At 46.4% G+C, this 14,584-nt stretch carries 14 protein-coding genes; 13 read left to right on the forward strand and 1 reads right to left on the reverse strand.

The genetic code is table 11. The annotated features are described in order from the left end of the window. The first annotated feature begins 487 nt into the window (after window positions 1–487). From H8K32_RS11330 to H8K32_RS11375, 10 genes are all read left to right on the forward strand, one after another. Window positions 488–991: a hypothetical protein gene (locus tag H8K32_RS11330; RefSeq protein ID WP_246447301.1), complete on the forward strand. Its 504-nt coding sequence runs from the start codon at window positions 488–490 to the stop codon at window positions 989–991. Between the two features lie 1,066 nt (window positions 992–2,057). Next, window positions 2,058–2,948: an NAD(P)-dependent oxidoreductase gene (locus tag H8K32_RS11335; protein ID WP_186912629.1), complete on the forward strand. Its 891-nt coding sequence runs from the start codon at window positions 2,058–2,060 to the stop codon at window positions 2,946–2,948. Between the two features lie 79 nt (window positions 2,949–3,027). Further along, window positions 3,028–4,332: an isocitrate lyase gene (gene aceA, locus H8K32_RS11340; protein WP_186912631.1), complete on the forward strand. Its 1,305-nt coding sequence runs from the start codon at window positions 3,028–3,030 to the stop codon at window positions 4,330–4,332. A 321-nt stretch (window positions 4,333–4,653) separates the two neighbouring features. After that, on the forward strand, window positions 4,654–5,460 hold the full coding sequence (locus H8K32_RS11345; protein ID WP_186912633.1) for a GIN domain-containing protein: 807 nt from the start codon (window positions 4,654–4,656) through the stop codon (window positions 5,458–5,460). Window positions 5,461–5,805: 345 nt separating this feature from the next. Beyond that, the gene (locus H8K32_RS11350) at window positions 5,806–6,912 is read left to right on the forward strand and encodes a substrate-binding domain-containing protein (RefSeq protein WP_186912635.1); all 1,107 of its coding nucleotides are present in this window, start codon (window positions 5,806–5,808) and stop codon (window positions 6,910–6,912) included. A gap of 251 nt (window positions 6,913–7,163) precedes the next feature. Beyond that, a complete protein-coding gene (locus H8K32_RS11355; RefSeq protein WP_186912637.1) occupies window positions 7,164–8,420 on the forward strand; it encodes a TIGR03862 family flavoprotein in 1,257 nt (418 codons plus the stop codon). A gap of 174 nt (window positions 8,421–8,594) precedes the next feature. Next, on the forward strand, window positions 8,595–8,921 hold the full coding sequence (locus tag H8K32_RS11360; RefSeq protein ID WP_186912638.1) for a PilZ domain-containing protein: 327 nt from the start codon (window positions 8,595–8,597) through the stop codon (window positions 8,919–8,921). A gap of 157 nt (window positions 8,922–9,078) precedes the next feature. Beyond that, the gene (locus H8K32_RS11365; RefSeq protein ID WP_186912639.1) at window positions 9,079–9,579 is read left to right on the forward strand and encodes a YbaK/EbsC family protein; all 501 of its coding nucleotides are present in this window, start codon (window positions 9,079–9,081) and stop codon (window positions 9,577–9,579) included. Between the two features lie 14 nt (window positions 9,580–9,593). Continuing rightward, window positions 9,594–9,800, forward strand: a complete 207-nt coding sequence (locus tag H8K32_RS11370; protein ID WP_186912640.1) for a DUF1289 domain-containing protein — start codon at window positions 9,594–9,596, stop codon at window positions 9,798–9,800. Window positions 9,801–9,877: 77 nt separating this feature from the next. Then, window positions 9,878–10,795 carry an MBL fold metallo-hydrolase gene (locus H8K32_RS11375; protein WP_186912642.1) on the forward strand — a complete coding sequence of 306 codons (918 nt, stop codon included), beginning with the start codon at window positions 9,878–9,880 and terminating at the stop codon, window positions 10,793–10,795. Between the two features lie 11 nt (window positions 10,796–10,806). Here H8K32_RS11375 and H8K32_RS11380 read toward each other — a convergent pair whose 3' ends face one another. Beyond that, window positions 10,807–11,661: an enoyl-CoA hydratase-related protein gene (locus tag H8K32_RS11380; RefSeq protein ID WP_186912644.1), complete on the reverse strand. Its 855-nt coding sequence runs from the start codon at window positions 11,659–11,661 to the stop codon at window positions 10,807–10,809. Window positions 11,662–11,840: 179 nt separating this feature from the next. On the opposite strand from H8K32_RS11380, the gene H8K32_RS11385 reads away from it, so the two are divergent. From H8K32_RS11385 to H8K32_RS11395, 3 genes are all read left to right on the forward strand, one after another. Then, entirely contained in the window at window positions 11,841–12,815 is a 975-nt protein-coding gene (locus H8K32_RS11385; protein WP_186912646.1) for an NAD(P)H-dependent flavin oxidoreductase, read from the forward strand. Between the two features lie 165 nt (window positions 12,816–12,980). Continuing rightward, window positions 12,981–14,129, forward strand: coding sequence for a carbonic anhydrase (locus H8K32_RS11390; protein WP_186912647.1), 1,149 nt, complete (start codon window positions 12,981–12,983; stop codon window positions 14,127–14,129). Between the two features lie 285 nt (window positions 14,130–14,414). Continuing rightward, window positions 14,415–14,579 carry a hypothetical protein gene (locus H8K32_RS11395; protein ID WP_186912649.1) on the forward strand — a complete coding sequence of 55 codons (165 nt, stop codon included), beginning with the start codon at window positions 14,415–14,417 and terminating at the stop codon, window positions 14,577–14,579. The last annotated feature ends 5 nt before the right edge of the window (window positions 14,580–14,584 follow it).

Consider the following 14,584-nt stretch of genomic DNA (forward strand, 5'->3'; position numbering starts at 1 on the left):
CCATCCCGAACAGGACCGTGAAACGACTCTGCGCCAATGATAGTGCTGCAACCAGTGTGAAAGTAGGTTATCGTCAGGCTCCAAATTGCAACCCCTCTCTGTGAAAACAGCGAGGGGTTTTGCTTTTGTGATTCAGAAATTCTTCTACAATCACCAAGGTTATCAAATCCCATTCTCCGTTCACCGTTCTCAGTTCTTCGCCCCACAATGACTCGCTTTTATGCTCTACATCTGCCGTGCGGCTCAACACCCGATCTACACAAGAATTTGATTTTTCTGTGTGTTACGGGAGGGCTTGAGCGGAGAAAGTCAAGTTGTTTTAGTCGGACTCAATCCGGTGTCTGCTCCCCAATGACAAATCACTAAGACCATATCTACCCCTCTCGTCGTGACTACAAATATGTTTAAAGACCTTGCAGACTCTCATATTTCGTATAAAACTGAGTATAGTCCAGACTAATTCACGTTTTCCGGGGGAGAACAAGCCATGATGACCGTTCCTATCGTGATGGATATCGAAGCATCTGGCTTTGGTGCTGGCAGCTATCCAATTGAAGTCGGCTTTTCAAGGCGCCACGGTGAAGGGTGGTGTACCTTGATTCGCCCAGAGGAGGATTGGGAGCACTGGGACGAAAGCGCTGCGCAAGTGCATAAAATCCCTCGCGAAACTTTGGTTGAACGAGGTCGGCCTGTCGCAAATGTCGCTGTAACCTTGAATCTCATTTTAGCAGGGCACACCGTATATACCGACGGATGGGCACATGATTACGTCTGGCTTGCTCGCTTGTTTGATGCGGCTGACCTTCAACCTGGATTTCGTTTGGCGGATTTTAGAGAAATTATTTCTCCCAAGCAGGAAGAACTGTGGCATCAGACAAAAAGGCAGGTTGAAATTGACCTTAATGTTGGTCGACATAGAGCTAGTAACGATGCGCGTATTTTACAATTGACCTGGCTCCGTACTTACGACGCGTGCCGACTTTTGCATTAAGCAATCCTATTTATGCCAACGTGCTTTGTGATCTGGAGTTGTGTCAAATTTTTCTTTGATTACTTAATTTCTCGCTTATTTTGTATCTCTCCCCTTCCAGGGCTTTGCTCTTTTTTGCCACGAGCTTATTTGTAAGCATTTCCGGAGCCGTCGCACACATGTTCCCATGATTGCCCCCGCACTCATCTCGTCAATCTGCTTTTTTAGATTCAGTTTGTTACATTTTTTTCTAGCAATATTTTGTTTGCAGTTTAAATGTAATGAAAGAAATAAAGTCTTACATTATTCCTCCCAACCGATAACTACTTTTTTGTTTCCCTGCACCTATAATAAGTATCGTTAAGTAACGAACTTTATATTAATGTTGTATTGGGAGGGCAAATGTTACTCGGTGATGTCGACCACTTTTCCTTGTGCAAAGTCTTTATTTTTGGACTCGCCTTGTGCCCTAATCCTATACGCGCGAGTAGCGACGAGCATCGTTCTATTTCGCGGTCAAAACAGGGGAAACTTTATCCAACACTCCTTGCTAAGTTCCATGCGATAACACGAAAAATTTCCAGTAATGACACGTACACGAAATTAAAAAGCCGTGTTGGGCAGCCTGCAGTTATTCAATTATCCAATCCGCCTCGAGCAAGCCAATATAAGCTCATCAGCCTTCCCCGCAGTACTGCAAGCCTGATTGACAACGAACTGAAAGCCCCAGCTACAAAGTTCTCTAAAACATGTCAAAGAAGTATCTTAAAAAATAGTGGCGAGTCTGAACGTTTCTTTTGGTACATGAGATCAACGAGATACGGATTGCAATTAGTTCAAGGATTTGGCGAGCAAGGAAGAAAAAATCCGCTTCAGCGTTTTGTATGTCGATCATTACGTTGCACTTATCTTTCGCTTCATCCGCCTTAGCTACAGCGCATTCCATCAATAGATGAGACGACAAACTGGCAAAGCATAAGTCATTTGATCGTTCGATCTACGATTGCTATTTTTGAGAAGCGGCGACTTGCTCTGTTTCCCAGACTGGCTGCCGCCAGAATGCCAATAGTTTATGGAGAAATATGATATGTCTAAAATTGCATTACTAGGAATGGGTGCAATGGGATCGCGCATGGCGAAAGCATTGATTGAAGCTAAGCATACCCTCCACATTTACAACGTTGTCGGCAATGCCTGTGAACCTATAGTTGCGTTGGGCGCTAAAGCATTTGTTACGCCTCGCGAGGCTGCGGTGGGGGTTGATTTTGTTATTGCAATGGTCTGGGATGATGCCGCCTCAGCGTACGTGTGGCTTGATCCCGAAATTGGTGCAATGCAGTCACTTTCAAAAGGCGCTGTCGCAATTGAATGTGCAACCTTAACCGTTGAGCACGAAGCAAGGTTGATGAAAGCGGCGGAAGCGCAGGATGTGGAGTTTGTCTCTGCACCAATGTCAGGATCACTACCTGAAGCGGATGCCAAGACATTGATATTTACCACAGGTGCAAGCAAGCAAGCCTTTTCTAAAGTGGAGCCCATTCTCATGGCGATGGGACAAAAGATCAACCATGCAGGAGATCCACTTGATGGAATCTCCCTAAAATTGCTTATTAACAGCAAACTCGCTCTCGAATACGCAGCCATGGCAGAAATGATCGCATTTCTTTTGGCATCAGGTAAAGATGCCAAACGTTACTTAGAGATCGCTGCATCAACGGCTCCCTTCTCGGCACGCGGTGTAAGGGAGGCGCGCTATATGTTGGACGGCAACGAGACTTCACGAGTAAAAATCAATCAATTAATCAAAGACTCTGCCAATCATATTGCGCAATGCAAAACACATGGTGTCCCCTGCCATATGACTGAGGCTGCCAACTTAGTGTTCCGTAAAGCCAGTGCCGCAGGCTTTGGTGATCTCGATGCTGTTGCTCTGGCACGCATCTACCGGGAACAAACTGCGCAATACCAAGCTGCGTGAACGTGGGTGACAAGGCGCTTGCCTCTATGTGCCTCGCCAACAAACAACCAGTAATAACCAACTCGTAAGGGATTTTTATATGTTTAAAAGATTTTCACGCGCCTATCAAGCCCAACAAATTCAACATGATTGGGAGACCAATCCACGTTGGAAAAATGTCTTCCGCCCGTATTCCGCAGAAAAAGTCGTATCGTTGCGGGGGTCTTTGCAACTCGATCATACCTTGGCACGCCAGGGCGCCCAAAAATTATGGGACTTGCTTCATACCGAGCCATACGTCAACAGTTTGGGTGCGCTTACAGGTAACCAGGCAATGCAACAAGTAAAAGCGGGTCTCAAAGCAATCTACCTCTCTGGATGGCAAGTCGCAGGTGACGCCAATACTAATGGTGAAATGTACCCGGATCAGTCACTGTATTCAGTTGATTCTGTACCTAAGGTGGTTAAAAAAATCAATGCAACATTCAAACGTGCTGATGAAATTCAATGGAATGAAGGAAAAGAGGAGATTGATTATTTTGTGCCTATCGTTGCTGATGCTGAAGCCGGATTCGGCGGTGTGCTCAATGCATTTGAATTAATGAAATCCATGATCGAAGCCGGTGCTGCGGGTGTTCACTTTGAAGATCAGCTTGCTTCTGTCAAGAAATGTGGTCACATGGGAGGGAAAGTGTTGGTACCTACTCGCGAAGCCATCGCTAAATTAGTTGCAGCACGCCTAGCCGCGGATGTCATGGGTGTACCTACGCTTCTCATCGCAAGAACCGATGCCGAAGCGGCTGACCTGGTGACTTCAGATATTGATGAAAATGATCAACAGTTCCTTACAGGCGAACGCACCATAGAAGGTTTCTACCGCGCTCGTAACGGCATGGATCAAGCAGTTTCGCGTGCTTTAGCTTACTGTCCTTATGTGGACATGGTGTGGTGTGAAACTGGCAAACCTGATCTGGATTTTGCGGAGGAGTTCGCTCGTCGCATCCACGACAAGTTTCCAGGGAAGATGCTTGCTTATAACTGTTCTCCTTCCTTCAATTGGAAGAAAAATCTTGATGATGCAACCATTTCTAAGTTTCAAAACAGACTTGGCGCTCTTGGTTACAAATTTCAATTCATTACTTTAGCTGGGTTTCATAGTCTCAACCACGCTATGTTTGAATTGGCTTACGGTTATGCTCAACGGCAGATGAGCGCGTTCGTTGAGCTTCAGGTAAGGGAATTTGAATCTTCATACAAAGGATTCACCGCAGTAAAACATCAACGTGAAGTGGGCACTGGCTATTTTGACGCCGTCACTACAGCGATCGAAAGCAATGCATCAACTGCTGCACTTAAAGGGTCAACTGAAGAAGAGCAATTCTTAGAATGTGATTCTGCAGAATAAGCAGAATAAGCAGTAAAAGCGGGGTTGCGTTGCAGCCCCGTTTTTTATTCATCTACGTTTTACGTCTGATTTTTGCAAAACCTAAGATTCAAACGAGCCGCCTTTTTTTCGTTCTGTCCTCAACTTTTCACATACTGTCGCAAGCTAATCGCTTTTGCTACGTCTAGTCCTTATGCTCCCGTCAGGTGATCCATTTGCAATTCATCGAAGTTCTTATTCATCGGTTGCAATGACGCGCTTCGAGCATATTCAATGTATATCTGCAGAAACTGCCGAAGGCACTATTTTGGATTTGCGTTGGTGTTTGTTAAGGAGTCAATGATGAAAAATTTTTTATCCGGCCGTATCTTTCGTCTTTTCATTTATATCGGCTTGTGCACGATATTAGAAACGGTACTGGTAGCAGATGCCCAAGCTGTTTCTGAAGTGCGCGGTGGACATGCAAGAGAGCGCAGATCTATCGATGCCCGCGTCACGAATGTGGTGATGAGTGGACCAATTCAGTTTATTTTAAAACCGTCCATAGTTCCCGATTTATATGTCACCGGTGACCCATCCCTAGTAACCAAAGTCACCACGATAATTGACGGTAATACTTTATATATAGCAACCAAAGGTATTTTTATTGCAGCGGGAAAAACGCAGAAAACCATCGTGGAAATACATTTACCAAAGATAGAGAAACTGCAGTGCTCTGCGAATGGTGATAGCTCCGTCATCGGTTTTAAAGGCGATAACCTAGATCTCGACCTGCGTGGTAGCGGCAATTTCATCTTAGATGCCGATTATGTTAATTTGAAAATAAGGTCGACAGGAAGTGGAACAGTACAACTGCGGTTACAAAACATGCAAACTATCTCAATAAATTCACAAGGAAAGGGACCAATCTTGCTCAATGGTCAAACAAAAAATTTTGATGCACAAGTGTCTGGCGCCGGTGGACTCAACGCTACCGCAATGCGAGCACAACAAGGCACTCTCAATCTGACCGGCTCTGCGGATGTGGCAGTGTATGTGAATACTGAAATCTCAGCATTTGCATTGGGAAGTGGCAATTTACGAATTTTAGGTAATCCAATAAGACGCCATGTGGAGCATCGCGGTTCTGGCCAGATTATCTGGCAGTAAATTCATGGTTAAACCTGTTAATCATATCGATTGTCCGCGTTTTTTAGTTTGGCAAATATATCTACCACCAATTAATTGTTGTAAATTACTCTTGTGCAATAAACATCTTATTGTGAATGGAAAAATATTTAATGAATTTTAAAAACATTATCCATTTTTTATATTGATAATTTATTGTTTTTATAAATAAAATTTTATCGATTTGTCGTTGGTAGTGAAACTCTATTTGCATGGAAAAATTTCTGTAATAATCATCGCGCAGATGTAAGTATTTGTTTCAAAAATAAAATGTTTTACCTGCGCTCGACAACGCAGGTTCGCTACCAACCTGACCGATCTGGAACCATGATTACTATTCAAAGTAAGTGCCTGACAGCGTTGTTTATTGCGTTTTGTTTCATCTCGGGCGTCTATGCCCAAGAAAATCCTATGCAGTTTTTGAGTAGCGCGAATGCGAAAGTTGCCCGTGCTGAGGCTTTAAAAAATCGATGGGAAGGTCCGCTCGATGGCCCAAAAATTCAAAAGAAAAAGAAAATTATTTTTATTGCCGGCGATATGAGTGATGCCGGAATTTCGAGTGTTTTCAATGGTGTGCGCGAAGCAGGTACCGCAGGAGCGTGGGAAACGCTGTCGATTGATTGTCGGGGGCGCTGCAACCAAGGCGCAGCGATCATCGCGCAGGCATTAGATATGAAGGCAGACGGCATTATTTTGGCAGGTGTCGACGTTACAACGCAGGCAAAAGGCATGGCTGCCGCAGCTAAAGCTAAAGTTCCTGTTGTTGGTTGGCATGCATCGGTTAAGAGCGGTCCCGTCGATGGTTTATTTACGAATATCACCACCAACCCAAAAGAAGTCGCGCAATTGGCTGCTTTGTACACGGTGGTTGAATCAAATAATAAAGCTGGCATTGTTGTATTCACCGATTCGACTAATCCCTATATGTTGGCCAAATCCAGTGCGATTATTGAAACTATTAAACAATGCGAAGGCTGTCGTTTATTAAGTGTAGAAGACGTTGCTTTGAGTGATGCTTATCTGAAAATGAAATCGGTGGTTGACAACCTAGTGAAGCGCCATGGCAACAAATGGACACACGTGATTGCCGTTAACGACTATTATTTTGACCTCCTCAATGCATCGTCGATTGCTCCTTTGGTCGCGGCAAATAAATTGGTGGGGGTATCAGCGGGAGACGGTTCACCGACAGCCTACAAACGTATCCGCGCTAATGATGTACAAACTGGAACCGTTCCAGAGCCGCTGGTGATGCATGCGTGGCAACTCGTCGACGAATTGAATCGTGCCATGACTGGTCAGGCTCCAAGCGGCTACGTGACGCCGGTACATTTGGTAACCGCCCAAAATATTGCCTACGACGGCGGCGCAAAAAATTTATTTGATCCGGCAAATGATTATCGCAATCACTATCAACAAAGCTGGCTTAAATAAAATGCTTTCTGGTTCTCTGAGCCAATGACGTGCGGCTAACTTATGTGATTGTTATTGCAACATTTTCATAAGCTAGCCAAAATTGTTTTCGTTTGCATCGATTCCCATCGTCGTTTTCGACTGAAACCCCATCTCACTGTCGCCTGACAATCACAGGCTTCGCAGGAAGGCGTATCATTACGCCCCTGAGTGTATTTTCTATACTGCGTTGGCTCGTCAACTACAGCCGTTAGTTATCTTTTATTTTATTCATGCAAACAACGAACCAAGACATCCATACTGCATCCGCGCGCCATGTCATTGTGATTGGCGGTGGTCCCGCAGGATTGATGGCCGCTGACGTACTTTCAGCAAAAGGAATACGGGTTGATTTGTATGATGCAATGCCAACAGTGGGACGAAAATTTTTGTTGGCCGGTAAGGGCGGCATGAACCTGACGCATTCTGAGGAATTTAGTACGTTTTTGTCCCGTTATGGTAACCGCGCCGCAAATCTTCAGAAAATGCTGCAAAATTTTGATGGTAAGGCTGTGCGTGAATGGGCGCAGGGGTTGGGTATAGAGACTTTTATCGGCAGTTCAGGACGGGTTTTTCCGGTGGATATGAAAGCAGCCCCTTTGCTACGCGCATGGTTGCATCGCTTACGTGAACAAGGGGTGCAATTTCATATGCGTCATCGTTGGTTAGGATGGACTGATGATGCGCAATCCTTACGTTTTGATAGCCCCGCTGGTGCATCGCTCGTCAAGTCGGACGCAGTGATACTCGCTCTTGGCGGGGGCAGCTGGGCGCGCCTTGGGTCAGATGGCAAATGGGTAGCACTACTGCAGCAGCAAGGTATTGATGTCGCGCCGCTCCAGGCGGCGAATTGTGGTTTTGATGTTGCATGGACAGATTTTTTTAAAAATAAATTTGCCGGAGAACCATTACTCACTGTTGCGGCGCAGCTTCGTGGCAATCATAGGGGTATGCGTAAGGGGCAATTTGTCATCACTGCAGGAGGTGTTGAAGGTAGCCTGATTTATGCTTTATCATCTTCTTTACGTGAAGAAATTAATTGTGCTGGAGAAGCAATACTGGAGCTGGATTTATTGCCCGATAAAAGTATGGAGCGTGTGCTTAAAGAACTTGGCAGCGGACCGGGTGCGCGTTCTTTTGCGAGCTATCTGAAGACTAAATTGGGATTAGATAGTCTCAAGATTGCCTTAATACATGAAGTATTGAGTAAAGAACAAATGCAGTCGCTGAATGCACTTGCTGGTACTATAAAAAAATGTCCGATTCGTTTGCTGTCCGCCCGTCCAATCGACGAAGCGATTAGTAGCGCAGGTGGCGTCAAATTTGATGCCTTAGATCAGTACGGTATGTTGCTCGCGCGTCAGGGTGTATATTGCGCAGGTGAAATGCTCGATTGGGAAGCGCCCACTGGCGGTTACTTGCTCACCGCTTGCCTCGCCAGTGGCAAGCACAGCGCACAGTCTGTACTTGGTTATTTAAAGAGTATTTAAAGAGTACTTAAAGAGTACGTAATGCTTACTTGATCAAGAAGTAATAAGCAAAATAAGAGATGAAAAAATCGATGTTTTCCTGATTCAACCATCAAGTTTCGCTTATAAGTTGTTACAATCTCGGGCTTGCTTCATGGCTTATATTTTCACACTGTTGTTCAGAACGTCTTACTTATGAGTGATTCTCGAAATTCACCACGTCTTTCGGTTGCCTGGCGCGCCGCTATTCAAGTAGCGGTGGGCAGAATTGTGCCAGCAAAAATAATTAATTTTTCCGCTTCAGGCATACAGCTACAAACCAGTGTGATGCTCAAAGAAAAACAGATCTACCAGATGATGATGGAAGTACCAAGTCACAAAGATGCCTCATCGCGTACGCAGGTCGTTTGCAAAGCAACTTGTCTCTACACTATCTTGAGCGGCAATGAATACCGTGCCGGAATGAAGTGCTCTGATTTCCCACCGCAACACCGCGAGCTATTAGAAAGCTGGGGCGGTTAAGCGCTTCGGCCTGCAAGGCTTACCAAAGCAAAGTTTTTTCCCCCGTGTTATAAATGGCAATCTGATGGGGTGGGTACAGCCCGCCAAAAACACGTTCCTTTAGGGATACGTGATCAGTCCTCAGCTTGGTCCGGAGTGAACTTTCAATATCGCGAATATGAATACCATCCTTACTGAACAAAAATTACCTGATTCTTCTTTGCGAGTTGCTGCTCTATTATCTGAAATTGGCCACGATCAGCCGATCGTCGTACTGCCTGCTTCTGGAAAAACGGCAGCTGAAGCGGCAGTAGGATTGGGCTGTAGTGTTGCAGAAATTGCTAAATCTATCGTGTTCCGTCGACTTTCTGACAATGCTGCCGTCATGGTGGTTGCTAGCGGAAGCAATCGGGTCGATGTGGACAAAGTTGCGGCAATGGTTGGTGCCTTGGGCAAGGCTGATGCCCAATTTGTTCGTGAAAAAATTGGTTATGCGATTGGTGGCGTATGTCCTATCGGTCATGTCGAAAAAAGCGTCATGCTGATCGATCAGGATTTGTTGCAATATCCTCAAGTCTGGGTCGCAGCTGGTCATCCGCATGCTGTATTTGCCCTGACACCACAACAATTAATTGCAATGACCAATGCCCCTGTAGCGGACATTGCCTTACTTTCTTGAATTGAATAAGTATTATGAGTATTTTGTACGACTTTGATCCCGAAACCGCAGTAGCGACTGAACCAGTTCCCTCACCGTGTGTCGGCGTATGCAAAATGGATGAGAAGGCAGGTTGGTGCGCGGGTTGTTTTCGTACCATTGACGAATTGACTGCTTGGAGCACTGCCAGCAATCAGAGCAAATTGCAGGTCTGGCGTTTAGTAAAACACCGGATGTTTTGAGATGATTTTATAGCCCGGCAGATTGATCTTTGCCGGGTTTTTGTTTCTTTTTTACGGCATTTTTTGAAAGTGACTTCATGGATGACGAAACGCTGAAGCTCCCGCATGGTATGCAGATATTTCAGCGTGGCTGGTTGTCATCCAATAATATTCTTTTCATCTGCGATACCCAAACAGCTTTAGTTGATTCTGGTTATGTCAGCCACGCTGCACAGACGTTGGCTTTGGTGCAGCACGCTTTGCAAGGTCGTCAACTTGATTTACTGATCAATACGCATCTGCATTCTGACCATTGTGGCGCGAATGCTTTGTTGCAGCACACTTATGGCTGTCAGACTTTGATTCCGGAAGCTGACGTACATGCTGTAACAAATTGGGATGAAGAGCAATTATCGTTTACCGCCACGGGACAGGAATGTCCACGTTTTCGCTTTGACCACGTGCTTAAAGCGGGTGATCAATTGCTACTGGCGAATTTGTCCTGGCAAGTCTTAGCGGCTCCCGGCCATGATCCGCATTCGGTCATCTTGTATTGTGCCCAAGAAGGCATATTAATTTCGGCCGATGCGTTGTGGGAAAACGGCTTTGGCGTAATTTTTCCTGAGCTCGAAGGTGAGTCCGGCTTTGCCGAGCAAGCTGCGACTTTGCAATTGATTGAAGAATTAGATGTTCGTTTAGTGATTCCTGGTCACGGTGCGGCATTTACGGATAAGCAAGCTGCCGTGGGCAGAGCGCGTAGTCGCCTCGACTATCTGTCCGCCGATCCAAAAAGAAATGCCCGAAACGCGATCAAAGTATTGATGGCTTTTATGTTGTTAGACAGACGCGAAATGACGCTGACTCAGTTGTCTGCTTGCCTGAATCAGGTTCGCATGATGCGTATCGCTGCGGCGCATTTGGCGCTACCCATTGAACATTTATTGCCACAGCTGATACAGGAGCTCATCAAAGCAGGCGCCGCCCGTCTTGAGGGGGAGCACCTGTTGAGTTGTTAGCAATATCTGGCTTATTTCAGCTGATAGGGTGCATCGCTAAATGCTTGCACTGGTGCGAGATCAGGATAGTTGGTTGGGCGATTTTGTTGTTTCGCCATAAATGCTTCCATCAGATTGGCGCTCTGCCAGATACCTGATTGCAACCAACCCATTTGTTGCAATGCATCCTGCGTGCTATGGTCGCGCGCGTAGTGTATCGCTTGCTTACTGCCCCAGATCGCGACTGGTGGTTTTTCGCTAATTTCTTTGGCCATCTGCAACGCGGCTTCTATCATCGCTTCTGGCGTTTCAAATACGTCATTGACCAGACCGCAGTTGAGTGCACGCTGGGCATTCAGACGACGACCAGTATAGGCCATTTCATGCACTATCCCTTCCGGTATCAGCTTAGGTAAGCGTTGCAAGGTGCCCAGATCGGCGGTCATGCCAATGTTAATTTCTTGTATGCAGAAAAAGGTATTGGTCGTTGCCAAACGGATATCCGCTGCACATACCATATCAACGCCGCCGCCAATGCAACCACCCTGAACAGCCGCTATGACTGGCATGCGTAATTGTTCAATGAGGTTAAATGAATGGTGCATATCTTTCAGTATCAACGCAATATTTGCCCGTCCAATGGCACTGTTATCGTCCAGCGCAATGCCGCCACCTGCAAAGACATCCAAGGCCATCCCAGCAGTGAAATGTTTGCCGGTGGATGAAATCACCAGCACCCGGGCGGAGGCCTGATTTTGCAATTGCTGCAGGATTTCGACCAATTCTCTGAAGAATACCGGCTGCATGGTGTTGAGGCTATCGGGCCGGTTAAAACGCAAATGGGCGATTTTATTGTCGATACTGAAGTCAAAACACTGGTAAGTCATAAGGATTCCTTGGCTGCGTGTTGGAGTGAAATGAAGATGGTTCGCACGGGGATGTTATTGTGTCAGCCCCACGGTAAATAACTATGTTTTTTCTGATAACATGATATCAGTCGGCTTCATAAAATTCTTACAAATCCCATTCAGTCCCAACAAATACCTACACGTATCGAGATAGATCTATGTCCAGTAACGCGCATCTGCCCCAAATTTTGCAAAACCTCGTTTTACCCGTGATCGCCTCTCCTTTGTTTATCGCCAGCGGCCCTAGGCTGGTTGCGGCGCAATGCAAAGCCGGAATTGTTGGTTCGTTTCCGGCACTCAATGCGCGTCCTGCTGAGCTGCTTGATACCTGGCTGACCGATTTAACAGCGGAGCTCGCTCAATTTCAGGCTGACAACCCAGATGCCAAAGTTGGTCCTATCGCAGTCAATCAAATTGTCCACCAGTCAAACGACAGGCTGGCACATGATGTAGCGGTCTGCGTCAAGCATCAGGTGCCTATCATCATTTCGTCGCTGCGCGCACCGCCAAAAGAGATGCTGGACGCGATTCATAGTTATGGTGGCATCGTTTTGCATGACGTGATTTCAATTCGTCATGCTCAAAAAGCATTAGAGGCCGGTGTTGATGGCTTGATTCTGGTTGCCGCTGGCGCCGGTGGCCATGCTGGTGGTTTGTCACCGTTTGCCTTAGTTGGCGAAGTGCGCAAGTTCTTTAAGGGACCGATTGCATTGTCAGGCTCGATTGCGACGGGTGATGCGGTGCTCGCAGCGCAGGCAATGGGTGCCGATTTTGCGTATATTGGTTCGCGTTGGCTGGCAACGCCAGAATCCAATGTGGACGATGCGTATCGTCAGGCCATTCTGGAATCCACCGCTGCTGACATTGTGTACACTAATTTGTTCACCGGTGTGCATGGCAATTACCTGAAAAAATCAATTATCGCGGCGGGGCTTGATCCTGACAATTTACCGGTCGCTGATAAGACGAAGATGGATTTTGGTACGGGTGGCAATAAAGCCAAAGCCTGGCGCGATATCTGGGGCGCTGGTCAAGGCGTTGGTCTGATGGATGACGCTCCTACCGTTGCCGAGATTGTCAAACGTTTGCAAGACGAATACCAGGCTGCAAAAGCCCGCGTATTGGCAGCCTGAGTTTCACATCTGATGCAACACAATGATGCAAATTGGCTTAATGGCAGGTTGCAAGCCATTTGCATCTCCTTGAATAATCGTAGTGTGTCCTGAACGCATCAAAAAGATTCAAGTTTAAAGACAGAGTTGCCGTAACCGGACTATCCCATCCAACTTCTGTCGATTATGCGCCGCTACTCCGTATTACTGCTTTCCTTGTTGTTGGCGATATCCGCTTCGGCGAACGAAAGTTCGTCGCCTTCGTCGTCACCGCCTTCCAAACCGATAAAGCAGTCGTCGACGAAGGAAAAAGACAAGGAAAAAGAGAAAGAAGAAGCACCCCCTGCCAAAGAAAAAGAAGGACGCAAATCGTCCAAAGAAGGCAAGGAAGGGAAAGAAAGTAAAGACGCTGCAAAAGAATCTGCGAAGGAAGCACTCGCTGCCGATGAATTGGCAGCAAAAATCGCCGAGCGACTGGCTGTTTTACGCAAAGAAAAAGAAGAGGTTAATTCCCGCGCCTCGGCACGTTCAGTAATGCGTCCAGTCTATACTCCACGGCGCGCCGAACCAGTGAAACCAAAAGCTGAGATGGTGGCGTCAGCATCGGCAATGTCAGATCACGGCGCTGCCGCAATTGCTGCGGCAATGGATGCCCACGGCGCTGGCGCTTGGGGTTATCAAGGCGAGACGGGTCCTCTGAGTTGGGGGAAATTAAGTCCGGCTAATAGCAAATGCGATATCGGAGATCGTCAATCACCGATTGATATTCGCGACGGTATTCGCGTCGATCTGGACCCTATCGTATTCGATTACCGCATTTCTGGCTTTAATGTCATCGACAATGGCCACACGGTACAGGTCAATGTTGGTGCCGGCAATTACATTACGGTAATGGGGCGTAATTATGAATTGGTGCAATTCCACTTTCATAAACCCTCGGAAGAACGTATTAACGGCAAAAGTTTCGAAATGGTTGTGCATCTGGTGCACAAAGATGCAGATGGAAAATATGCCGTGATTGCCGTTTTGATCGAACGTGGCAAGCCACATAGCGCAATCCAGCAAGTCTGGAATAATCTGCCTCTTGAAAAGACTATTCCTCAGGAAGCCTTGATGCCGCTTGATCTGAATAAGGTTTTGCCACAGAAACGCGAATACTATACCTATATGGGATCGCTGACGACACCACCATGCACAGAGGGCGTGTTGTGGATGGTCATGAAAGAACCGATAGAGTTGTCGCCGGAACAGATCGGGATTTTCAATCGTTTGTATTCCATGAATGCCCGCCCTATCCAAAAAAGTAGCGGACGTCTGATTAAAGAATCAAATTAATCGTCAAAGCAGCGTGAAGATACTCCCCTAGTTTTTTTTCAAAATGCTTTTGCAGATCAATATTCGCAATGACATTTAAAAATACTCCATGGGTGTATTTTTTTGCTTGCGTTTTTTACGGCTGACGTTGTAAAAAGTGCCAGCCAGTTTTTACGTTACATTTGTTGTATCCCTTGCTACATACGCATACATAAAGTCGGTCAACCAAAGTGACGGCCAAACGCTTAACGACATATCGGTAATCAATCCTTGGTTACCCCTAATTAAGCGTTAAAGGAGCCCATCATGCGTGTCCCCACTTTCTCTGGCATCACTTTATTAGCAATCATTGCAGCGTCTGCCATGACCAGCGGCTGCGCCGTGTACGCGACTCCGCCACGCGCCTATGTTGTCGCTCCCACCCCAGTTGTCGTTGCACCTGGCTGGGGTTATGGTTACCGCCGTTGGTAATTTGT

Source organism: Cognatundibacterium jejuense, assembly GCF_014284255.1.
Classification (GTDB): domain Bacteria; phylum Pseudomonadota; class Gammaproteobacteria; order Burkholderiales; family Burkholderiaceae_D; genus Undibacterium; species Undibacterium jejuense.